A 22,020-nucleotide genomic window follows, 5' to 3' on the forward strand; every position below is an offset into this window, starting at 1 on the left:
TCACGGAGCGGCGACGGGAACCGCCACGTCCGTGCCTCCCTCCTTCGTGAATCGCGCACCCATCCGGAAGAACGACGGCGTTGCCACGAAGCGTCCGGCGAAGAGCGCCTCGCCCTGCTGGAAGAACGGCGCGGTACGCAGCATGGCCGAGGGCGCGAAGCCGAACAGGTGAGCAACGGCGGCGACATCGCCGGGCGAGTTCATCCGCATGAGCACGAGGTTGTCGCACTGCGATACGACCTGCTGATGAATCTTGTCGGGTCGCTGGGTCGAGAGCACCAGCCACAGCCCATACTTCCGACCCTCGGCCGCGATCTGCACGATGCGGTCCACCAGCGTCTGCTGCAACGCACCGGAAGCGTCCGCCGGACACAGGTTGTGGGCCTCGTCGATCACGATCAAGGTGGGAACCCGGCTGGTGCGTTCCGCCCACAAGCGCTCGACGAGGTCGAGGCTGACCGCCATCGGCTCGTGCGGATCCTCGAAACCACTCAGATCGAGCACCGTCGCTCGGCTCCCCGAGGACACGATCTCGGCGGCGGACGGCAGCTCGCCGGCCCAGACCTCCCAGCGGTCGAGGCCCAGGTTCTCGATCCGCTGACCCAGCGCGCGCTCGTCCGGGGCACCCACCAAGAGCTTGCGGATCACCTGCTGCAGGTCGGACGAGGCCATCTCGTCCATGCGGTGGATCAAGAGGTTGTACTCCTCGCGATCGCGCATCGGATCGAGCTCGAGCAACGCCGCCTGGGCTCGGCGCGACATCGTGGAGAAGCGCAGCCTGAGCGGCTCGTAGTCGGTCGTGTCTGCACCCAGAACCCGCACCGCCGTCGCGGACAGGCGATCGGCAACTTCCGTCGGCGCGTCGGCACGCGGTTCGCCGAGGCTGACGAAGTCGGCGTTGGGGTCGAGCACGACGACCCGGAGCTCGGTGTTCAAGATCAACCGCTCCAGCATCGCCCCGAGCGCATAGGTCTTGCCGGAGCCGCTCTGGCCGCACAGGAAGGTGTGCCGGTTGAAGGCGCCAGCCCTCAGCCGACCGGGGACCTCGTGTCCGGCGGACCGCCACGTGCCGACCTCCAGCGTGGCCCCGGAGACCTGCTGCAGTCGCTCGAGGTGCCGTGCGCTGGGCGCGGAGAGCCGGGCGTTGCGAAACGGCTGACGGCGCTCCGGACGCGGTACGCCGGTCTCGTCGAGCGGACCGAGCAGGATGCCGGACCCACCGTCATCCAGCACGGCCGGGTCGTTGCAGTCCAGAACCTGACCGAGCACCTCGCTGTCCTCGGTGCTCAGAACCACGATGTCGCCCGGAACGACGGCAAAGGTCTCCTGCCCGACGTACACGAAGGTGCGGCCGTCGGATGAATGAGCGAGCAAGGCCTCAGAAGTGTTCACGTCTCCCCCGCAATCCCTGACGTTTCGCCTGCGGACGACCATCCGTGGCGTACTTCAACCTGTGGATCGTATCCCGCTGGCTACCACGCCACCGCGACATCCGATCACGCTCGTACGCTCAGGAGATGCGCTCGGTGAGCGCCCGGCGAGTGTCGATCAGCCAGTCCTTGTAGTCGAGGTGCGCCTTGCGCAGCGCGGCACCCGGCCAGTCCGCGGGTAGCAGCTCGCCGGGCAGGACGGGATCCGCGAGCAGGTGACGTACGGAGGTGGCGCAGGCGGTGAACCGCAGCACCGGGTCGTCGGTGTCGGTGGCCGCCAGCAGCTCGCGCGCCCGGTCGGCCCAGCCGGCCAGGTCCCACAGCCTGCCGGCAAGCTCCGCGGGGTCGGTCGTGGGCCGCATCGTCAGCCGCTCGCACAGGCCGGCGAGCTCATCGGACCACTCGAGGTCGAGGTTCGCCGGGCGTACCCACACGCCCTCACGCAGCTCGGCCAGACGTAGGTCGGTGAGCGTGGCCCGGAGGCTCGCCCTGTCGGCGGCGGAGCGGCCGGTGGCGGTCACCACGACCATGTCCCAGTCACCGTCCCAGGCGCCGGTCTGCACATGGATCGCCGCCTCCTGCCGGCGCTGGCGGTGGCTCAACCTCTCGGAGAGCCGGTACCTCCCCTCCGCAGTTCGGACCAGGTCGTCAGCGGCGACCATGCGGGAGAGCGCGACCCGGACCGTCGTCTCCGAGAAGCCGACCAGACGGCCTCCCGCGACGAGCTCGCGGGCGGACAACGTCGGCACCTCGGCGCTCATGAGCAGGCCCAGGAGCGCCGATCGGGCGGACACAGGGCGAAGGGCGCTCGCATCGGGATGGGTCGGTGACATCGCTGCGGATCTTACATGAATCCCGCATCCGCAGACGATGTGTTATTTACATCATTGCCACAGCCGCAGAGGATCTGTAACGTCCCCGGGCATGAGCCTTTATGGACGCACCATCATCATGTCGGGCGGCAGCCGCGGCATCGGCCTGGCCGTGGGCATCGCCGCGGCCAGGCTGGGAGCCAACGTCACGCTGCTGGCGAAGACGGACACACCCGACCCACGCCTCCCCGGCACCGTTCACACGGCCGCTGCGGAGATCGAGGAAGCGGGCGGGCAGGCGCTGGCAGTGGTCGGCGACGTCCGTGACGAGGCCTCGGTGGAGAACGCCGTCGCCCAGACCGTCGAGCGGTTCGGCGGCATCGACATCGTGCTCAACAACGCCTCCGCGATCGCGCTCGACGGCACCGAAGACCTGCCGATGAAGCGCTTCGACCTGATGACGCAGATCCAGCTGCGCGGGACGTACCTGCTCACGAGCAAGTCGCTTCCCCACCTGCGCGCATCGGCCAACCCGCACATCCTGTCGCTGTCGCCGCCGATCAACCTCGCGCCGCAGTGGCTCGGCGCACACCCGGCGTACACCCTGGCGAAGTACGGAATGAGTCTGCTGACGCTCAGCTGGGCAGCGGAGTACGCCGAGCACGGCATCGCCGCCAACTGCCTGTGGCCCGAGACCCTCATCGCCACGGCCGCGGTGCAGAACCTCCTCGGCGGAGACGCAGCGGTGGAGAGGTCGCGTACGCCCGAGATCGTCGCCGACGCCGCGGTGGAGATCCTGGGGCGCCCTTCGCGCGAGTGCACCGGCAACTCGTTCCTGGACGTGGACGTGCTTCGGGACGCTGGAGTCACGGACTTCTCCAAGTACGGCGGGACCGGCGACCTGGAGTACGACATCTTCGTGGACCGGCCATGACCAGCCTTGTGCGGGAGCGGCGCGGAGACGTCGAGATCCTCCGGCTCAACCGTCCCGAGAAGCGAAACGCCCTCGACACCCCGACGCTCCGCCTGTTCAACGACGCGCTGAAGGAACTGTCCGATGACGGCGAGGTTCGCGCCGTGGTGCTCTCGACGACATCTCCCGACGCCTTCTGTGCAGGCGCGGACGTCACCGAGCCCCTGGACGCGGCCGGCGGAGTCGCCCGGATGGAGGCGTTCGCCGAGCTCTACCGGCTCGTCGAGCAGGTGCCCGTGCCGACGATCGCTGTCTGCGTCGGCAACTGCGTGGGCGCCGGCGCCGAGATCATCGCCGGCTGCGACCTGCGCGTGGCCGGGGCCAACCTGAAGCTCGCCTGGGCCGGCGCCCGGCTGGGCGTTCCGGTCGGCCCGGCCCGACTGACCCAGCTCGTCGGCCTCTCCCGCGCCAAGGAGCTGATCTACACCGGGCGCCCGGTCGGGGCGGACGAGGCCGTCGCGACGGGCCTGGCCCTGCGTACGGCTCCTGCCGACGAAGCCGAGGCGGTCGCTCTCGAGCTGGCAGAGCTCATCGTGCGCCAGTCGCCCGACGGGATCCGCACCCTGAAGGAGATGTTCCGCGCCCTCGAGGGCACTGCCGACCGCATCACCTACGAGAACGAACGGCTCGTCGACTTCCAGAGGAACAGCGTCGGCCTGCCGCAGGGCTAGCCGACCTACCTGCGCGCGCGACTCACAGGGCACCGACGGCGCGGAGGACGAACTCCTCGATCCGCTCAGCCGGAAGGTTGCGGGTGCCCAGGACGGCGTGGACGAGGGCGAGGGTGGCGTCGATGTCGGAGACGGCGAAGACGCCCTCCTCGGCGCCCTGCTCGAGGATCCCGGCGAGGACCTGCTCGACGGCGACGACGTGCTCACGGATCTCCTGGCGAGCCTCCTCGGGGAGCCCGCCGTAGACCTGGGGGCCGAAGCCCATGTGGAACTTCTCGCCGAGGGTGAGGTGGTTGCGTACGTAGATCCGCAGCCGTTCGGCAGGCTGATCGCTCGCGGCGAGCTGAGCCTGGAGGGACGCGACGTACTCCGAGGTCTCGTGGGTCGCGAACGCGACCATCACCGCGTCGCGGTCCTTGAAGTGGTGGTAGATCGCGGTGCGTCCGATCTCCGCGCGCTGTGCCAGCTTCGACATGCTGACGGCGTCGTAGCTGCCCTCGGCCATCAGCTCCGCGAACGCCGCGAAGATCCGTTCGCGCACCAGTCTGCGGTGCTCGGGGACGTTCTCGGCGGCGATACGGGGCACGAGAGCGAACCCTAGTTCACCTGCGATAAGTGTCGAGGCGAGCGCCGAGCTCCTCGAAGAGGGCCTGGTTGAGACCGAAGGCGACCTGGACCTCCTCGACGATGCGGATCTTCTCCGCGGGGCCGAGGGGCAGCGCATCGAGGCGGGCGCGGTAGCCGTCCTTGTAGGGCTTCGGCTTGGGGATCTCGGCGAACTCGTAGAACGCCACCCCCTCGCCGTCGAGCTCGAAGAACCGGTCGAGCAGCCGGCCGATCGCCTGGCCACCGGAGAGATCACCGAGGTAGCGCGTGTAGTGGTGGGCGGCGTAGAGACCGCCCCAGGCGCGAGTGGCCTCGATCCGAGCGACGTACGCATCGACGGCCGCCGACTCCACGGCGTCACCGTCGACACCGGGCGCCCACACGGCCAGGTCGGCATCGATCGAGGCCAGGCGCTCCAGGGCGACGTCATGGACGGCTTCGGCGACGGCGTCCGTGGCGGCCAGGTCGCGGCCGACCGTCTCGAGCGCGACGTAGACCTTGCGCAGGCGCAGCAGATAGTCGGCGTACCCCTGCTCGTTGACCCGGCCGGCCAGCAGCTCCTCCATGAAGGAGGAGCTCTCGGCGGCCGTGTGCTGGATCCGAGAGCCCTCGCGCATCAGCGCGGAGAGTGGAGCGTCGTGCATCTCGTCGGCGAGCAGGGCGGACATGTGTCCTCCAGTCAGGGTCGGGCGGCAGCGATCGGCGGTCCGGCAAAGATCCTGACACACTGTCAGAAAGTCGGCAAGGTTTTGGTTAGGTAACCCTAACAAACTGGCGCCAGATCGGGTTGTGGAGATGCCTACAGTGCATTGTTCCCGAACCGGAGAGCACAACGTGACGACCACAACTTGCCCAGGCGTCTCAGACGTTCGGGTAGCGATCATGAGGAAGATCAACAAGGGGTCCGACCAGGTGCTCGAAGACGACGTGTTGCCGGGGAAGTTACGGCCGATTTCACGGCCATCCGGGCCGTCTCGTACGCCTATGCACCCGCGATCCGACGTGGCTAAACTCCCCGCTTCGTCACGGCGAGTCACAGCAACCGGGGGGCTGCAGAGGCTGACTTCTACTCGTCGTGCCCTGTCATCGACAGTTATCAACACCATTGGAGAAGTCACTTGCGCTCCCCACTCTCGGTCCGCGGAGCCGCCCTTGCTGCGGCGACCGCGATGATCGGTCTTTCCGTGACCGCGGCCCCGGCGACTGCGGCGGAGAAGCCCCAGGCCAAGGCCTCGTCGGTCGCTCTGACCGTCAACGTGTCTGACAAGGTCAAGGTCGACACCGGTCGCTACACCGCCACGTACAACGGCAAGAAGACCGTCAACTCGGGCACCAACAAGCCCGCTCTTCCGCTCCTCGCGGGCGAGCAGCAGCTGCTCTCGGTCGGCGTCTTCGCCCAGGACGCGGCAGCCGCCCTCCAGAACGGCACCGTCTACTCCGGCGCCTGCTCGGCCCTGGCCGGCAAGGGCGCGACCCTGGTCGCCATCGGCGACGGCTCCAGCTGCGTGAAGCCGGGCGAGGCCGTCACGGTGAACCTCGCCGAGCTCGACCTCCAGAAGCTGGGCGCCACCACCGACTACCTGCTCAACGACGAGAGCAAGGACGTCCACGTCAAGCTCGGCCCGGTCAACGACCTGGTCCAGACCGTCGTCTCCGGCGTGCTCGCCAAGGTCGGCGGCCTCTCGGTCGGTGTCGACCTCGACGCCGCGGAGAGCACCTGCATGGCGCAGGGCTCCACGTTCAAGGGCAAGACCCAGCTCAAGAACGCCGCCGTCACCGTCAACGTCCCCGGCAAGGGCGACATCAAGGTCGCCGACCTGCCGGCGAACCCGAAGAAGAACACGACGGTCGTTCCCGACCTCTCCCCGGTGACCGACGCCGTCCTCGGCCGCGTCGACACGCTGCTCCAGTCGGGCCTGAAGACCAGGGACGGGCTCGCCGGCCTGGACGTCTCGATCCGCGTCGACCTGATCGAGCACATCAAGGAGCAGCTCGCCGTGCTGCTCAAGGGCCTCGAGACCGACCTGGTCAAGCTCACCCTGAACAAGCAGGACAAGACCGCCAAGTCGCTCGAGGTGTCCGCTCTGGACATCAAGGTCCTCGACGCCGTGAAGAAGGTCGGCGCCCCGACCGCTGCGAAGGTCGCCATCGGCACCAGCACCTGCGGCACCAACGGCCTCACCGCCTCCGAGGAGAAGGCCGCGGCCAGCGGTGACAAGAAGAACGTCGACGTCGTCGTCTCCGGCGACAAGTCCGACCCGGACACGAGCGTCCAGGCCAAGCCCGACAACGCCCCGGCCAACGCCGAGCTCAACCTGCTCTCGTCCCCGGCCGCCAAGGGCGGGTTCGCCGCCGGCGCGCTCGTGCTGCTCGTCGCCGCTGCTGCCGCCACCCGGTGGTTCCTGCTGCGCCGGTCGCACGCCTGATCCGCTGATCAGGACTCCCCGGTAGAACCGTCGTAGAACCTGCGACAACCACGTCCCGGGCCAAGGCTCCAGCCTCGGCCCGGGACGCGCTCGTTTTGTCGGAAAGGGTGCAGGTTCTGGGCGGCGCGCCTGCGTGCCGCCCGCCGTGGGATCCGACAGGGTTGGGCCGCCCCCGATGCTCCCCAGAGCTCTTCCCCCATCTCTCTGGAGTCACCCCATGCTGCGCCCGCTGGCGACCCTGCTCGCCGTCGTACTCCTCTGCTCCGGCTGCGCCGAGGTCTCCCAGCCAGACACCGCCGTCCAAGCCGGATACGGCGCCGACAGCGGCGAGAAGGTCAGCCTTCCGCTGACCGAAGCCATCGCGAAGCTCCCCGTCGCCAAGGAGGTCGCCTCCGGCTACGAGAGGGAGAAGTTCAACCACTGGGTCGACGCCGACGGCGACTGCCAGGACGCCCGCACCGAGGTGCTCCTCGAGGAGTCGAAGAAGAAGGCCCGCGGCAGGTGCGACGTCTCCAGGGGCGTATGGCTCTCCACCTACGACGGGGTCACCGTCAAGCGCCCCGGCGGCCTCGACATCGACCACATGGTCGCGCTCAAGGAGGGCTGGGAGTCCGGCGCCAACGCGTGGACGGACGAGCAGCGGGAGGCGTACGCGAACGACCTCGGTGACCCGCGCGCCCTGATCGCCGTCACCGCCGCGACCAACCGCAGCAAGGGCGACCAGGACCCGGCCGACTGGATGCCCGACGCCACGAGCTACCACTGCACGTACGTGGCCGACTGGGTCGCCGTGAAGATCCGCTGGAGCCTCTTCGTCGACCGTGCGGAGAAGGCCGCGATCGAGGACATCGCCGCCGGCTGCGACAACCCCGAGATCACCGTACGCCTGGCCGGGCCGGCGCAGAGCAACCCGGCACCGAGCGACCCTGCCCCGAGCGACCCCGCCCCGGACTCGGGTGAGGATCCCCGCTTCGACACCTGCGCCAAGGCGACCGCGAAGGGCTACGGGCCCTACCGGAAGGGCCGCGACGCCGAGTACGCCTGGTACCGCGACGGCGACAAGGACGGCACGGTCTGCGACAGCTGACGCGACACCCGGATTCCGCAGGTCAGAAGCGATACCCCAGCCCGTAACGTACGAGGCTCCTCCTCCGTTGAGTGTGACGAACGTCAAAGGGAGGGATATTCACGTGCGCACAACACTCATCGCGCGGGGGGCCGCGGTGGCGGCTGCAGCCGCCATGGTTGCCTTGTCAGCCGCACCTGCGAGCGCCGCCACGGTGTCGCAGGCGTCCGCAACCGCGCTGAGCCTCGAGCTGGCCGGCACCGGAGCGACCGACTCAGGCACCTATGCCGTCACCAACGACGGCTCCAGCGAGTCGGCCAAGGGCACCAACGAGCCGATCGTCACGGCGCTCGGTGGCCAGGACGCCATCCACGTCGGCACGCTGGCCCAGGACGCGGTCGCCAAGCGCAACGCCACCTCGGCCGCCTGCGCCGGCATCGCCGGCGACGGTGCGACCCTGGTCGCGGCCGGATCCGGCGACTGCCTCAGCGGCGGCGACAACATCAAGCTCGACGCAGCCAGCCTCGACTTCGGCGACCTGCAGGTGATCCAGTCCGACCTGTTCCAGGGTATGGATGCCAAGGTCCAGGAGGCCCTGAAGCCGTTCCAGAGCCAGATCGTCAGCGCGCTCGACCAGCTCCTCGCCCCCGCGGTCGACGGGTTGGACGGTGCCGGCATCTACGTGGACCTCGGCGCCGTGCAGAGCCACTGCACCGCCAATGACGACACCGCCCGTGGCGACAGCACCATCGCCAACTCCTCCGCCTACGTGGTCCTGCCCGGCGGCAAGCGGGAGACCCTCGTCGACCTGCCCGTCGACCCCGCGGTGAACCAGAAGGTAGTCACCGATCTCTCCGGCGTGGTCGATGTCGTTATCAAGGGTCTGCGGGCCCAGCTGACCAACGGTCTAGGTGGTGCGCTCCAGCCGATCGATCCCGTCGTCGTCGAACTGCAGAAGCAGGTGCTCAACACACTGCTGACCTCGATCGAGGAGCAGCTCGCTCCGCTCGAGGACAACGTCCTCGACATCACCCTCAACGCACAGGACAAGTCCCCCGGCGCGATCACGGTGACCGCGCTCGACGCCAAGATCCTCCCGGCCGCCGAGGCGTTCGTCGGCAGCAGCCTGGCGCACCTGACCATCGGCACCAGCCACTGTGGCCCGAACAGCCCGGTCACGAAGACGGTCGTCAAGAACCCGCCGAAGGCAGCCAACCCGCCGGCCTCGGTCCCGACCGTCGTGACCGCCGGTGTGGAGAGCTACGACGACGGCAGCGCCGGACGCATCGCTCTGGTCACCCTGCTGCTCCTCGCGGCCGCGGGCGCCGGTGTGGCGACATACGTCCGCACGTTGCGGCGTGGCTGACACCTCTGCTGACTCGCCGCCGCGGCTCGCCGCGGCGGCGGGTGGCCTCTGGACCGCGCTGGTCGTGCTCGCTGTCGCGATGGTGCTGGCCGGGCTGTTGTGGCCCAGCGGCAGCGCCGCGGTGGAGGTGCCGCCCGGCGCCCCGCAGCGCCTCGAGCTGCCCGGGCTGAACACGAAGGCGAGGGTCGTCCCGATCCGCCTCAAGGGCGAGGTGCTCGACCCGCCGCGCAACCCGCGCGAGATCGGCTGGTGGGTCGGCAGCGCCAAGCCAGGCTCAGCGCAGGGTCAGACGGTCGTCACCGGCCACACCGTCCACACCGGTGGCGGCAGCCTCAACAAGCTCGACCACATCGAGGAGGGGCAGGAGGTCGACATCGTCACCAAGGACGGGACCTTCCAGCACCAGGTCGACTCCGTCGAGGTGCTCAGCCGCAAGGAGCTGGCCGAGCAGGCCCAGCGCCTCTTCGGGCAGGACCACGGCGACGGCCGACTGGTGATCATCACCTGCACCGACTGGAACGGCTCGAGCTACGACAGCAACATCGTCGTGATGGCGCATCGGTTCAACGCACTGCCTTCGTGACGCCGAGTCGGCGCATCTGACCCCGTGTCTGGCGAAGCGAAGCGAGCCAGAGGGGTCGGATGCGCCGACTCGGCAGTAAATCAGAGGTACAAGCCGGTGGACTCGTCCGCGATCCGCTCCGCAGCAACAGCGTGCACGTCGCGCTCCCGCATCAGCACGTACACCTCTCCGGCGACCTCGACCTCCGGCTTGTCATCGGCGTCGAAGAGCACCCGGTCACCGATCTCGACGGCCCGCGCGTGCGGACCGACGGCGACCACCCGTGACCAGGTGAGCCGCCGGGCCGCGCCCATGGCGGCCGTCGCCGGGATGACGATGCCGCCCGAGGAGCGACGCTCACCGGCGTCGGACGCGACCTCGACCAGCACCCGGTCGTGGAGCATCTTGATGGGGGTCTTGTCGGTCACGTCCGTGTTGCCTTGCCGGTGGGGAGTGGTCAGTTGGCCTTGGTGATCTTACGCAGCGTGGCCATGAGCACGACGGTGCCCACCACCCCGCCGACGGTCTTCGCGATGTTGCCCATCTTCGGCTCACCGGAGACCGGGTCGACGTAGACCGCCTTGATGGCCGCCACCTGGCGCTGAACGATCGTCTTCGGGCTGCCCCGGTAGATCAGCTCGTCGATGGTGCCTGCGAGCCGCTCGCGGATCTCTTCGATCTCGGACTCGAGCGAGGAAGTCTGGTCCTTGGACATGCGCAGACCTTAGCAACCGGCGTACGTCCACTGCGTGCTCCACCGCTGCGGTTCGCCTGGGAATGTTCGCTAGGTTGGCTCCATGACGCGTCTCGAGCCGGGCGATGTGGCCCCCGACTTCACTCTTCCCGACGACACCGGCGCGGAGGTCTCGCTCAGCAGCCTCCGCGGCCGCAAGGTGATCGTCTACTTCTACCCCGCCGCGATGACCCCCGGCTGCACCAAGCAGGCCTGTGACTTCACCGACTCGATCGACTCGCTGAAGGCCGCCGGCTACGAGGTCGTCGGCGTATCCAAGGACAAGCCCGCCAAGCTCGCGAAGTTCCGCGAGCGTGACGGGCTCACCATCACCCTGGCCTCCGACGAGGACCTCTCGGTGCACAAGGCGTACGACGCCTACGGCGAGAAGAAGCTCTACGGCAAGGTCGTCGAGGGCGTGATCCGCTCGACGTTCGTGGTCGACGAGGAGGGCAAGATCGAGGTCGCGCAGTACAACGTCAAGGCGACCGGTCACGTCGCCAAGCTCCGCCGCGACCTCGGCCTCGCCTCGTAGCTCTACTGCTGGTCGTCGGGCTTCTTGAAGTCAGGCGGAGGAGGTACGTCCTCCCCCGGGATCTCCTTCGGCGGTTCGACGACCACGGGGCCGGCGCCGGCGCTCCACTTGGCACCGGTCTCCATCAGCCACTCGCCCGCCTGGGCGGCGACGTCGGTGGCGGCCGCGCCGACCTGGAGCAGACCCGACAGGGCCTGGTTGCGCGGCGTGTCCGCGTCGGGTGCGGACGCCATCGCAGCCCTCTTGGCCTCGATCTGAGCCTTGAACTCGCCGGCCTTCTCGACGGTCTTCTCGCCGCCGGTGACAAGGTGAGGTGCTGACTTCACCTTGGCGTCCGCAACAGCGGGCTTGGCGCCTTCGACGCCCTTCTGGACGCCATCGCGCCAGTTGGACGCGTTGTCCTTGAACGACATGACTTCATCCCTCTCCTGGATGGGGTGGTGTTCTTCCATCCTTGAGGGTCCGGTGACCAATGTCCATGGGGATCGACCCTGGGACGCCCCGGGTCGGACCCGGACTCTGTGTGCCGAAGGCGGGACTTGAACCCGCACGCCCTGGAGCACAGCATCCTAAGTGCTGCGTGTCTGCCAATTCCACCACTTCGGCCGAGCGGCGATCAGTCTAGAGACTGATCGCCGTTCGTGGTTAGCCGCCGGTCAGGCGACGTTGTACTTGTCGCCCTCGGCCTTCTCCGGGAGGGCCCAGAAGACGATCAGCACGATCCAACCGATGCACGGGAGGAGCCAGAGCAGCTGCCACCAGCCGGAGCGGCCGGTGTCGTGCAGGCGTCGGGCACCGACCGCGAGGGACGGGACCAGGATGGCGAGCGCGAAGATGCCGCCGATGATGGAACCGGCGGTCGAGTCGGCGCCGAGGAGCAGGTTGATCGCCATGTTGACGACCACAGCAGCGCCCCAGGGCCACCAGAACTCGGACCGGCTGGCGCGGCCCTCGAAGGAGGCGTACTTCTTGAAGAAGCGCACGATGGCGTCGCGGGGCGACGCACCGCGGAGCGGCTGGCTCAGCGAAACTTCGCCCACGGGGCCAGCACCGTACGGCTGCTGGGGCGGGGGCGGCGGGTAATCCGTCACTTCGGATTTCTCCTCATTGAGATGGGTTGGATGTGCGAAACCTAGTCGGGACGGACTCCGGGGTAAAGGACCACTACCCCTAGGGTTGAGCCATGACCACGCTGGTCCTTGCCTCCAAGTCCCCCGCCCGGCTGCAGACGCTGCGCAGCGCAGGTGTCGAACCTGTGGTGATCGTCTCCGGTGTCGACGAGAGCAAGCTCGATGGACTGCCGCCGACGGAGCTGGCGCTCGGGCTCGCCGAGCTCAAGCGGGACGCCGTCGCCGGCCGTCCCGAGGTGCCCGAAGGGGCGCTCGTGCTGGGGTGCGACAGCGTCCTCGAGCTGGACGGAAAGCCCCTGGGGAAGCCGCACGACCCCGAGGAGGCGACCCAGCGCTGGCGGGAGATGCGGGCGCGCAGCGGCGTACTCGTCTCCGGGCACGCCCTGGTCGACACCACGACCGGCCGGCAGGTGTCGCAGACGGCTGCCACGACGGTGCACTTCGCCGACGTGAGCGACGAGGAGATCGCTGCGTACGTCGCGACCGGCGAGCCGCTGCTTGTCGCCGGCGCGTTCACGATCGACGGGCTCGGCGGGGCCTTCATCACCGGGATCGAGGGCGACCACCACAACGTGGTCGGGCTGAGCCTGCCGCTGCTACGCGACCTGCTCAGCCGGCTCGGTCATGCGTGGCCGGCTCTGTGGAACCGCTGACCGGCTCTCGGCGTTCCGGAGCCATCAGCACCGTCCCGCCTGCCGCGGCCTCCAGCGCCGCGGCCTCCTCCTCCACGCTGCCGTAGACCTGCGTGTAGCGGATCGGGCGGCCGAAGACGAACTTCCGGAAGAGGAAGAACCGGGCGATCTGCCCCAGCAGCACGCCGACCACGTTGGCCGAGAGGTTGTCGGCGATCGCGCTGTCCCAGCCGATCACGCTACGGGTGACGTAGAGGCACCCGACCGGCAGCAGCATCGTGACCGCGTTGATCACGACATAGGCCGTGAACCCGCCATCGGGATGGTCGGAGACGCGGTGACGGAACGTCCAACGGCGGCTCAGGTCGTAGCTGATCAGCATGCCGACCGTGTTGGCGACGATGTAGGCCGGGATCGGCTGACCGTTCATCGGCCCCGACCCCATGAAGAAGCCGTGGACCAGTCCGTTGAACAGCACGAAAGCGACTGCTGTCGCGATTCCGCCGACCATCATGAAGCGGACCACCTCCCCGAGGAGGCGGGTGCGACGCAGCCCTCCCAGCAGCTGTCCCCCGAACACCATGTGGCCACAGTAAACGGTCAATGGTGAGATGGCTCTTGATTACTTCGCGGGTTTCGTTCAGCGTGCCGTAGGATTCGCGCCTACTCGACGGGGAGGCCGAGACCTCTGGCAAGCAGCATGCGCTGCACCTCAGAGGTGCCCTCGCCGATCTCCAGGATCTTCGCGTCGCGGTAGAAGCGGGCCACCGGGTACTCCTCCATGAACCCGTAGCCGCCGAAGACCTGGGTGGCGATGCGGGTCGCGGTGACGGCCGACTCGGTGGCGTACAGCTTGGCGGCGGCAGCCGCCTGCTTGAACTCCTTCATCGTCACGGCGCCCGAGTCGAGCCCGGACTTCATGGCGGCTGCCTCGTACGTCAGCAGCCGCGAGGCTCGCAGCATGACCTCGAGGTCGGCGATCTGGAAGGCGACGCCCTGCTTGCGGCCGATCGGGCCACCGAAGGTCTGCCGCTCCCCCGCGTACTCGAGCGCCATGTCGAGGCAGGCCTGGATGCAGCCGACCGCGAGCGCGGCGATCGCGACGCGGCCGTCGTCGAGGGTGGCGAGGAACTGGGCGTAGCCGCGGCCACGCTCACCGAGGAGGTGGTCGGCCGGCACCCGGGCGCCGTCGAAGGAGAGCGGGTGGGTGTCGGAGGCGTGCCAGCCGAGCTTGTCGTACGCCTTCTCGGCGGTGAACCCGGGCGTGCCCGAGGGGATCATGATGGTGCTGATCTCGGGCTTGCCGTTGTCGCGGGTCCCGGTGCGCGCGGTGACGGTGACGACCGAGGTGATCGAGGAGCCGGAGTTGGTGATGAACTGCTTGGCGCCGTCGACGACCCACTCCTCGCCGTCGAGGACGGCCTTCGTGGCGGTCGCGCCGGCGTCGGAACCCGCACCCGGCTCGGTCAGCCCGAACCCGGCCAGCTTCTTGCCCGCGACGAGGTCGGGGAGCCAGCGCTCCTTCTGCTCGTCGGTGCCGTAGGTGAGGATCGGGTTGATACCCAGACCGACGGCAGCCTCGAGCGTGATCCCGATCGACTGGTCGACGCGGCCGAGCTCCTCGATAGCGACGCAGAGCGCGACGAGGTCACCCTCGCCTCCGCCGTACGCCTCGGGCGCGGTCAGGCCGAACAGGCCCAGCTCACCCATCTTGTGGACCACGTCGACAGGGAAGTGATGGTCGCGGTCCCACTGCGAGGCATGGGGCGCGATCTCCTTCTGGGCGAAGTCACGGACGACAGCACGCAACTCTTCGTGCTCGGGCTGGAGAAAAGCGGTCACGCGCCCCAGGTTAGCGCTTATTAACCTGGGGCGCGAGATCCGCGTCACATCTGGGTCAGATCAGGCTCAGCGGAACGTGCCCGTCGAGACCGTCCCAGCGATTCTCCGCTGGAAGATCAGGTAGACGACCAGCACCGGAAGCACGGTCAGCACCACCCCGGCGAAGAGCGCGCCGAAGTCGACGTTGTAACCCGCCTGAGAGGAGAACGACGCCATGCCCTGGGTGAGCACGTAGTTGTTCCGGTCGGTGTTGAGCGCCACCGGCAGCAGGAACTGGTTCCACAGCCCGAGGAAGTTGAAGATCGCCACCCCGGCCATCCCGGGTGCGGCCATCGGCAGCATGATCTGGAAGAACGTGCGCCACTCGCCCGCACCGTCCATCATCGCGGCCTCGTAGACGTCGTCGGGCAACGTCTTGAAGAAGGCGTAGAGGAAGAAGACGGTGAACGGCAGCGCGTAGGCGACGTACGTCAGGATCAGGCCGGGCAGCGTGTTGAGCAGCCCGAAGCCCTGGAGCACGAAGAACAGCGGCACGATGACCAGGAAGACCGGGAAGGTCAGCCCAGCCAGCATCGTGTAGTAGATGACCCTGCGGCCGAAGAACTCGAACCGCGCCAGCACGTAGGCGCACATCGCCCCCAGCAGCATCACCAGCACCAAGGCGGTGCCGACGACGATGACGGTGTTGAAGAAGTACGTCCCGATGCCGGCCTTGGTCCAGGCGCTGACGTAGTTGTCGAAGTTCCACTCCGCAGGCAGGGAGAACGGCGAGGAGAGGATCTCCTTCGACGTCTTGAACGAGGAGAGCACCACCCAGCAGAAGGGCACGATGACGATGACCGACCAGATGATCAGCATCGTGTGCGAGGTGCCGGCGACCAGGGCGTCGCCGGGCGTACGTCGCCCGCCTTCGGAGCGGGTGGCGACTGGCTTGTCCAGAGTGACGGCACTCATCGGGCCACCTCCGTAGCGCAAGCGCCAGAATACGGACGCGGCCCGATGAAAGATCCAATGTTCGCTCGCTTACGCTCGCTCATCGTCGTACCTCGGCTTTCTTGTCCCGGCCGCCGGCGAAGTGGAAGACGACGAAGACCAGGGCGGCGAAGAGCAGCGTGACCAGGGCGAGCACCACGCCCATCGAGGTGGCGTAGCCGAACTGGCTCTTCTTGAAGGCGGTGTTCATCAGGTGCTGGCTCATCGTGAGCGTGCTGTTGGCAGGGCCGCCGCCAGGGGCGAGCGCCGCCATGAAGACGTACGCATCGAGGGTGAGGATCCCCAGATAGATGTAGGCCGTCTGCACGTTGTCACGGATCGAGGGCAGCGTGATCGAGATCGCGGTGCGGAAGCGACCGGCACCGTCGATGCGCGCAGCCTCGTAGATCTCCGCGGGTACGCCCTTGATGGCGGCCACGAAGAGCACGGTGTAGAAGCCGATGCTCGCCCAGATGATCACGAACATGGAGGCCGGCATCGCCGCACGCACCTCACCTAGCCAGGCGTAGTCCTTGAACCCGTCGAGGCCGACGCCGGTGAGCATGCCGTTGAGCAGGCCTGCGGCGGGGTCGTAGACCTGAGCCCAGAGGAGACCGATGACGACGGCCGGGACCGCGTAGGGGAAGAACGAGACGACCCGGTAGAAGCCGGACCCGTTCAGACCTCGGACCTGACCGGTGCTGGGACCCGCGGTGGTCACGACCACCGCGATCGCCAGCGCCGCGACCAGAGTCACGAACGGCACCACGATCGTCAGCAGTACGTTGTTACGCAGCGCCTTGAGGAAGGTGTCGTCGTCGAGCAGCTTGGCGTAGTTGTCCAGGCCGACGAAGTTCATGACCGGGGAGAAACCGGTCCAGTCGGTGAGCGAGTAGAAGAGGGCCTGCCCGATCGGGACCACGACGAAGATGACGAAGACCGCGACCGGAAGGCCGAGGAAGACCGTCATGAACAGTGCCCGGTCGAGGGTGAGCTTGCGGCGGCGCCGGCCGGGGGCGGCCCCCCAAGGATTCTCCTCGGAGGGGCCGCCGGCCGTCTGGGCCATCGTGGTTGATGGGTCCGGCATGGTGTCAGGAAACCTTGAGCTTCTCGATCGATGAGTCGTCGGCGACCTTGTCGAAGATGCCCTGGACTGCCTTGGTCAGGCCCTTGACGTCGAGGTCGCCGGAGAGGAACGAGTTCCACACGACGAGCTCGTCGGCGTTGGTGCCGTAGTAGTCGTAGAACTGGAAGTTGAAGGTGTTCTCACCAGCGGCGTCGAGCATCGCGCTCTGCGACTTCAGAGCCGCGGAGCCGAACCCGTCAGCAGGGATGGTGTCCTTGACGATGGTCGGCGCGAGCTTCGTCTTGGCGAAGTTGGTCGCGGCCTCCTTCGACAGCATGGCGCGCAGGATCTCCTTGCCACCGGCCGGGTTCTTCGCCTTGCTCGGGACGATGAACGCCTCGCCGGCCGCGGCACGGACGGCCTCGTACGGCAGCGCGGGGCTGTCGCTGAGGACGAACTCCGGGATGCCGGTCATCTCGAAGCCCTCCTTGGTGGCGTCCTTCATCTCGTTCTCGATCCAGCCGCCGCTCGGGTAGAGGAGCGCCTGCTGGTCGTTGGACCACTTGGCCTGCGCGGCGGTGAACTGGGTGCCGGCGCCGCCCGGGATGAACATGTCCTGGCTGACCATCTCGCCGAGCTTGCCGAGGATGTCCTGGATGACCTGGTGGGACCAGATGCCCTTCTCGAGGTTCTCGAGCCCGAGGCGCACCTCGTCGCCGCCCTCCTTGGCCGCCGAGTCGATCACCAGGGTGCGGTAGTAGGTCGCCGCCTCCTTGCCCCAGGTCCAGAGGTACTTCTTCTTGGCCTTGGCCTTGGCACCCAGGTCGAGCGCCTCGTCCCAGGTCTTCGGCGCGGTCCAGCCGTTCTCCTCGAAGAGCGAGGCGGAGTACCACACGCCGTAGAGGGTCATGACGTAGTTGATCGCCACGAACCGGTCGCTGTAGGTGCCGGGGACCTTGACGTTCGGGTAGAGGGTGTCCTCGATCTTGACGCCCTCGTAGCTGTCGGCCTCGAAGACGTCGTCGAGCTCCTCGAGCTGGGCGGCGATCGAGCTGAAGCCGATCAGGTCCGCACCCGAGTTGTCGATCAGGTCCGGGGGCGTACCGCCGACGAAGCGCGGCTGAAGCTCCGTCGCGATCTTGGTGGTGGCGCTGACCTTGAGGTCGGCGTCAGCGAACTCCTTGCCGACGATGCCGGCGGCGAACTCGACGTAGTCGTAGCCGTAGCCACCGTCGAAGATCACTGCGTCGACGGTGCCGTCCTTGGGCATGCCGAACGGGTTCGACGCGGACTTGGTGCCACCGCCGGAGTTATCGGTGTCGCTACCGGGCGCGCCACACGCGGCGAGCGCTCCAGAGAACGACACGAGCGCCGCGCCGGCGAGGGTGCCGCGCAGAAGGGTCCGGCGGTCGAGCCGGTGAAGCTGCTGGGACATCGTGCTGCCTTCTTTCGGGTGGTTTCCTCGTTACTTCTTCATTACGGGTGTTCAGGCCATGCTTCCGATGCGTTCGCCGTAGCGAGCCTTCAACGCATCGTTGTGCTCATCGCCACCCGGGATATTGGCGGAGAGGTAGAGGGGCGGGGTCTCGCCTGTCTCCTCGATCCTCGCGGCGGTGGCGAGGGTCAGGAGCTGGGCGATGTAGGCCGCCGTGATGGAGGAGACGGCACCGGCGAGCACGCCGCCGTCGCCGACCGGGACGGTGGCATCGCCGAACGGAGCCAGGTTGTCGATCACCACGTCGGCGATCTCGGCCAGGCGCTTGCCGCTGGGGTGCTTGGGGGTGACCGCGTTGGTGTGCTGGAGGCTGGTCACCGCGATCACCGTGTGGCCCTCCTCCTTCGCCCGCAGCGCGATGCCGACGATCGAGCCGTTGACACCGGAGTTGGACGCAATCAGGAAGACGTCCTCCGGGTGGAACTCGTGGAGCTCCCAGAGCTCGTTGGCGATGTTGGTGTCACGCTCGAGGAGGCCGCCCTTGAGATCGCTCGCCGGCCGGTCGCCCTTGAGTACCGTGTCGCGCAGAGCGATGGCGTGGGTGGGGATCAGACCACCGGCCCGTCCGGCGATCTCCATCGCGAACGCCTGCGAGTGGCCGGTGCCGAATGCCTGCAGCACACCGCCGTTGCGGATGCTGCCGACCATCGCCTCGACCGCCTCGTCGAGGCCACCGGATTGCGCCATCGACTGCAGCTCGGACAGGCGTGTGCGAACCTGCTCATCGAAGGCTCCGAACACGTCTCTGGTCAATTAGTCCACCCACCTAGCAAACTCCGGCCGCGACCGTATGTCGAGGCCTGCGCTCGAAAACTATTTGGAGAGAGTACGCCTGGCAATGGTTTTCTGTTACGAAACGGTGTCAATGAATGACAACTACTTGGGACTCGACGCGGGAGGCACCAGCACTCGCGCCGTCGTGGTCACCTCAGACGGCCGGTGCACAGGCATCGGCAAGGCCGGCAGCGGCAACCCGACCTCGGCCGGTGTCGACGCTGCCACGACGGCGATCCGGGCGGCGGTGACACAGGCTGTGACCTCCGCAAATGCCGGTCAGCTCGCCGGCGCGGCCCTGGCGGTGGCGGGGGCGGGCGACGCCGGCCACCGGGCCGCAATCGTGGCCGCTCTCTCCGACCTGGTCGCGGCGGAGCCGGTCTTCGACTTCGATGTGCTGGCTGCGTACTTCTCGGGGACGGCGGCGCCGGACGGCTATGTGCTGCTCTCTGGCACGGGGGCGTCGGCGGTACGAGTCGAGGACGGCCGGCTCGCGGGGATCTCGGACGGACTGGGCTGGCTGCTCGGGGACGTCGGCTCGGGCTTCTGGCTGGGCCGAGAGGTCGTACGTGCCGGGCTGGCGCCGCTCGACGGGCGCGGCGCCACCACGGCGCTGACCGGCCTGCTGCTCGACCGCCTCGGCACGGTCCGGGACGAACGGCCACAAGGCGGACGGACCGGGACCCTCGTCGCGGCGACGGCGGCGCTCTACGCGATGCCGCCGCTGCGGCTGGCCGACTTCGCCGCGCTCGTCTTCACCGCGGCGGATGCCGGCGACGAGGTCGCCGCGGGCATCCTCGACCGAGCGGCCGCGGGGCTGGCGGAGACGCTGGCGGCGGTGCGTACGCCTGATGTCGAGGGGCCGTTGGTCGCAGCCGGGAGCGTCCTGGCCCGGCAGCCCGACTTCGCCGCGCGGGTCGCTCCGGGGGCAGTCGTGGCGACGGACGGCCTGGCCGGAGCGGCCGTGCTGGCCCTGCGGCATGCGGGCGTGCTCGTCGACGATGCCGTGTACCGTCGAGTAACCTCCTCGCTCGCTCAGCTCGGCGAGGTGTGACAATCGTTACGACGGAGTCCCAGCAGTCACGATCGAGGAGTTCTCGTTGAGCAAGCCATTGACCAAGGTCCTGATCGCCAACCGCGGTGAGATCGCGGTTCGAGTGATCCGTGCATGCAAGGACGCCGGGATCGGGTCGGTCGCGATCTATGCCGAGCCCGACCGTGACGCGCTGTTCGTGCGGCTGGCCGATGAGTCCTACGCCCTCGGCGGGGCGACCCCGGCGGAGTCGTACCTCTCGATCGAGAAGATCCTCGACGTCGCCAAGCAGTCGGGTGCGGACTCGGTCCACCCCGGGTACGGGTTCCTGGCCGAGAACGCCGACTTCGCCCAAGCCGTGATCGACGCCGGTCTGACCTGGATCGGGCCCTCGCCGGAGGCCATCGATGCGCTGGGGGACAAGGCCAAGGCCAAGCAGATCGCTTTGAAGGCTGGGGCGCCGTTGGCGCCGGGGCTCAAGGACCCGGTCAAGGACGCCTCCGAGATCGTCGCCTTCGCCCAGGAGTACGGCCTGCCGGTCGCGATCAAGGCCGTCTTCGGCGGCGGTGGCCGCGGCCTCAAGGTCGCCCGCACCCTGGAGGAGATCCCCGACCTGTACGAGTCCGCGGTCCGCGAGGCCGTGGGTGCGTTCGGGCGCGGTGAGTGTCTGGTGGAGAAGTTCCTCGACAAGCCCCGCCACGTCGAGACCCAGTGCCTGGCCGACACCCACGGCAACGTGGTGGTCGTCTCCACCCGGGACTGCTCCCTGCAGCGCCGCCACCAGAAACTGGTCGAGGAGGCCCCCGCCCCGTTCCTGACCGAGGAACAGAACAAACGCCTCTATGAGTCCTCCAAGGCCATCTTGCGCGAGGCCGGCTACGTCGGCGCCGGAACCTGTGAGTTCCTCGTCGCCGCCGACGGCACCATCTCCTTCCTCGAGGTCAACACCCGCCTCCAGGTCGAACACTGCGTCTCCGAGGAAGTCACCGGCCTCGACCTGGTCCGGGAGATGTTCCGCATCGCCGCCGGCGAAGAGCTCGGCTACGACGACCCCGAGGTCCGCGGCCACTCCATCGAGTACCGCATCAACGCCGAGGACGGCGGCAACAACTTCATGCCCGCACCGGGCACCCTGACCGAATGGGCACCACCCGCCGGACCGGGTGTCCGTCTGGACGGGGGCTATGAGAAGGGCGAGACCATCCCGGGAGCCTTCGACTCCCTCATCGCCAAGCTCATCATCACCGGCACCACCCGTGAACAGGCCCTGCAGCGTTCGCGTCGTGCCCTGGACGAGTTCAAGGTCGACGGGATGCCCACCGTGATCCCGTTCCACCAGGCCGTCGTCTCCGACCCGGCCTACACCGCGGAGAACGGCTCCTTCGACGTCTACACCACCTGGATCGAGACCGACTTCGACAACCAGATCACCCCCTACACCGGCGGTCTGGGTGAAGCCGAGGAGGCCGGCGAGCGTCAGACCGTCGTGGTCGAGGTCGGCGGCAAACGCCTCAACGTCTCCCTGCCCGCCGGGCTCGGCGGCCTCACCGTCGGCGGCGGCGCCGGTGCGGCGAAGAAGCCCAAGCGGTCGGCCAAGAAGGCTGGCGCGGCCGCCTCCGGCGACTCGGTCACCTCGCCGATGCAGGGCACCATCGTCAAGATCGCCGTCGACGAAGGCCAAGAGGTCGCCGAGGGCGACGTCGTCGTGGTCATCGAAGCGATGAAGATGGAACAGCCCCTCAAGGCCCACAAGGCCGGCACCATCACCGGCCTCAACGCCACCGTGGGCGAGACCGTCACCAACGGCGCCGTCATCGCCGAGATCAAGTAGCTCGTCCGGGCTGTTCCTTCGTCAAGGTATGCAGCCGAAGGCGCGCATCCCTCGCGGAGTTCCGC

At 68.2% G+C, this 22,020-nt stretch carries 24 protein-coding genes and 1 tRNA gene; 10 read left to right on the forward strand and 15 right to left on the reverse strand.

Annotated features, from left to right (window positions below; all coding sequences use genetic code 11):
• Together ACW14X_RS09455 and ACW14X_RS09460 are read right to left on the reverse strand one after the other, a co-directional pair.
• Positions 1–1,392 (reverse strand): ATP-binding protein, encoded by a 1,392-nt coding sequence (locus ACW14X_RS09455; protein ID WP_457165434.1) that lies wholly within the window; start codon positions 1,390–1,392, stop codon positions 1–3.
• 118 nt (positions 1,393–1,510) lie between these two features.
• Positions 1,511–2,263 carry a PaaX family transcriptional regulator C-terminal domain-containing protein gene (locus tag ACW14X_RS09460; protein WP_457165435.1) on the reverse strand — a complete coding sequence of 251 codons (753 nt, stop codon included), beginning with the start codon at positions 2,261–2,263 and terminating at the stop codon, positions 1,511–1,513.
• A 91-nt stretch (positions 2,264–2,354) separates the two neighbouring features.
• On the opposite strand from ACW14X_RS09460, the gene ACW14X_RS09465 reads away from it, so the two are divergent.
• Positions 2,355–3,176 (forward strand): SDR family oxidoreductase, encoded by an 822-nt coding sequence (locus tag ACW14X_RS09465; protein WP_457165436.1) that lies wholly within the window; start codon positions 2,355–2,357, stop codon positions 3,174–3,176.
• Positions 3,173–3,886 carry an enoyl-CoA hydratase/isomerase family protein gene (locus tag ACW14X_RS09470; RefSeq protein ID WP_457165437.1) on the forward strand — a complete coding sequence of 238 codons (714 nt, stop codon included), beginning with the start codon at positions 3,173–3,175 and terminating at the stop codon, positions 3,884–3,886. Before ACW14X_RS09465 ends, ACW14X_RS09470 begins: the two co-directional genes overlap by 4 nt.
• 22 nt (positions 3,887–3,908) lie before the next feature.
• Here the strand turns inward: ACW14X_RS09470 and ACW14X_RS09475 are convergent, their stop codons facing one another.
• Entirely contained in the window at positions 3,909–4,472 is a 564-nt protein-coding gene (locus ACW14X_RS09475) for a TetR/AcrR family transcriptional regulator (protein ID WP_457165438.1), read from the reverse strand.
• A 16-nt stretch (positions 4,473–4,488) separates the two neighbouring features.
• Complete coding sequence (locus ACW14X_RS09480; RefSeq protein ID WP_350841598.1) at positions 4,489–5,160, reverse strand: biliverdin-producing heme oxygenase; 672 nt, start codon at positions 5,158–5,160, stop codon at positions 4,489–4,491.
• 450 nt (positions 5,161–5,610) lie between these two features.
• Here ACW14X_RS09480 and ACW14X_RS09485 point away from each other — a divergent pair, with 450 nt between their 5' ends.
• The 4 genes from ACW14X_RS09485 (at position 5,611) to ACW14X_RS09500 (ending at position 9,933) form a co-directional block, all read left to right on the forward strand.
• Positions 5,611–6,918 (forward strand): hypothetical protein, encoded by a 1,308-nt coding sequence (locus ACW14X_RS09485; RefSeq protein ID WP_457165439.1) that lies wholly within the window; start codon positions 5,611–5,613, stop codon positions 6,916–6,918.
• 217 nt (positions 6,919–7,135) lie between these two features.
• Positions 7,136–8,005, forward strand: a complete 870-nt coding sequence (locus ACW14X_RS09490) for a GmrSD restriction endonuclease domain-containing protein (protein ID WP_457165440.1) — start codon at positions 7,136–7,138, stop codon at positions 8,003–8,005.
• A 103-nt stretch (positions 8,006–8,108) separates the two neighbouring features.
• Entirely contained in the window at positions 8,109–9,350 is a 1,242-nt protein-coding gene (locus ACW14X_RS09495; RefSeq protein WP_457165441.1) for a hypothetical protein, read from the forward strand.
• Positions 9,343–9,933 (forward strand): class F sortase, encoded by a 591-nt coding sequence (locus ACW14X_RS09500; protein WP_400460639.1) that lies wholly within the window; start codon positions 9,343–9,345, stop codon positions 9,931–9,933. Before ACW14X_RS09495 ends, ACW14X_RS09500 begins: the two co-directional genes overlap by 8 nt.
• Positions 9,934–10,013: 80 nt before the next feature.
• On the opposite strand, the gene ACW14X_RS09505 is transcribed toward ACW14X_RS09500, so the two are convergent.
• Positions 10,014–10,340, reverse strand: coding sequence for a GroES family chaperonin (locus ACW14X_RS09505; protein WP_457165442.1), 327 nt, complete (start codon positions 10,338–10,340; stop codon positions 10,014–10,016).
• 29 nt (positions 10,341–10,369) lie between these two features.
• Entirely contained in the window at positions 10,370–10,627 is a 258-nt protein-coding gene (locus tag ACW14X_RS09510) for a DUF3618 domain-containing protein (RefSeq protein WP_160025189.1), read from the reverse strand.
• 82 nt (positions 10,628–10,709) lie between these two features.
• Here ACW14X_RS09510 and bcp point away from each other — a divergent pair, with 82 nt between their 5' ends.
• The gene (gene bcp, locus ACW14X_RS09515; protein WP_141806014.1) at positions 10,710–11,180 is read left to right on the forward strand and encodes a thioredoxin-dependent thiol peroxidase; all 471 of its coding nucleotides are present in this window, start codon (positions 10,710–10,712) and stop codon (positions 11,178–11,180) included.
• Between the two features lie 2 nt (positions 11,181–11,182).
• On the opposite strand, the gene ACW14X_RS09520 is transcribed toward bcp, so the two are convergent.
• From ACW14X_RS09520 to ACW14X_RS09530, 3 genes are all read right to left on the reverse strand, one after another.
• Complete coding sequence (locus ACW14X_RS09520) at positions 11,183–11,593, reverse strand: hypothetical protein (RefSeq protein ID WP_160025191.1); 411 nt, start codon at positions 11,591–11,593, stop codon at positions 11,183–11,185.
• 111 nt (positions 11,594–11,704) lie between these two features.
• Positions 11,705–11,786, reverse strand: a tRNA-Leu gene (locus ACW14X_RS09525).
• 50 nt (positions 11,787–11,836) lie between these two features.
• Positions 11,837–12,220: a DUF805 domain-containing protein gene (locus ACW14X_RS09530; protein ID WP_457165443.1), complete on the reverse strand. Its 384-nt coding sequence runs from the start codon at positions 12,218–12,220 to the stop codon at positions 11,837–11,839.
• Between the two features lie 143 nt (positions 12,221–12,363).
• On the opposite strand from ACW14X_RS09530, the gene ACW14X_RS09535 reads away from it, so the two are divergent.
• The gene (locus ACW14X_RS09535; protein WP_457165444.1) at positions 12,364–12,963 is read left to right on the forward strand and encodes a Maf family protein; all 600 of its coding nucleotides are present in this window, start codon (positions 12,364–12,366) and stop codon (positions 12,961–12,963) included.
• Here ACW14X_RS09535 and ACW14X_RS09540 read toward each other — a convergent pair.
• The 6 genes from ACW14X_RS09540 to ACW14X_RS09565 form a co-directional block, all read right to left on the reverse strand.
• Positions 12,920–13,525, reverse strand: a complete 606-nt coding sequence (locus ACW14X_RS09540; RefSeq protein WP_457165445.1) for a GtrA family protein — start codon at positions 13,523–13,525, stop codon at positions 12,920–12,922. The two genes, ACW14X_RS09535 and ACW14X_RS09540, sit on opposite strands and share 44 nt — an antisense overlap.
• Positions 13,526–13,605: 80 nt before the next feature.
• A complete protein-coding gene (locus ACW14X_RS09545; protein WP_350841582.1) occupies positions 13,606–14,784 on the reverse strand; it encodes an acyl-CoA dehydrogenase family protein in 1,179 nt (392 codons plus the stop codon).
• 66 nt (positions 14,785–14,850) lie between these two features.
• Complete coding sequence (locus tag ACW14X_RS09550) at positions 14,851–15,738, reverse strand: carbohydrate ABC transporter permease (protein ID WP_160025195.1); 888 nt, start codon at positions 15,736–15,738, stop codon at positions 14,851–14,853.
• A gap of 79 nt (positions 15,739–15,817) precedes the next feature.
• A complete protein-coding gene (locus ACW14X_RS09555) occupies positions 15,818–16,843 on the reverse strand; it encodes a carbohydrate ABC transporter permease (protein WP_160025196.1) in 1,026 nt (341 codons plus the stop codon).
• Between the two features lie 4 nt (positions 16,844–16,847).
• Positions 16,848–18,257 (reverse strand): N-acetylglucosamine/diacetylchitobiose ABC transporter substrate-binding protein, encoded by a 1,410-nt coding sequence (gene ngcE, locus ACW14X_RS09560; RefSeq protein ID WP_160025197.1) that lies wholly within the window; start codon positions 18,255–18,257, stop codon positions 16,848–16,850.
• Positions 18,258–18,308: 51 nt separating this feature from the next.
• Positions 18,309–19,058 (reverse strand): sugar isomerase domain-containing protein, encoded by a 750-nt coding sequence (locus ACW14X_RS09565; protein ID WP_457166059.1) that lies wholly within the window; start codon positions 19,056–19,058, stop codon positions 18,309–18,311.
• A gap of 124 nt (positions 19,059–19,182) precedes the next feature.
• On the opposite strand from ACW14X_RS09565, the gene ACW14X_RS09570 reads away from it, so the two are divergent.
• Both ACW14X_RS09570 and ACW14X_RS09575 read left to right on the forward strand, forming a co-directional pair.
• The gene (locus ACW14X_RS09570) at positions 19,183–20,145 is read left to right on the forward strand and encodes an N-acetylglucosamine kinase (RefSeq protein ID WP_457165446.1); all 963 of its coding nucleotides are present in this window, start codon (positions 19,183–19,185) and stop codon (positions 20,143–20,145) included.
• A gap of 46 nt (positions 20,146–20,191) precedes the next feature.
• Positions 20,192–21,955: an acetyl/propionyl/methylcrotonyl-CoA carboxylase subunit alpha gene (locus ACW14X_RS09575; protein ID WP_457165447.1), complete on the forward strand. Its 1,764-nt coding sequence runs from the start codon at positions 20,192–20,194 to the stop codon at positions 21,953–21,955.
• The last annotated feature ends 65 nt before the right edge of the window (positions 21,956–22,020 follow it).

The organism is Nocardioides sp. YJ-D4 (assembly GCF_054031495.1).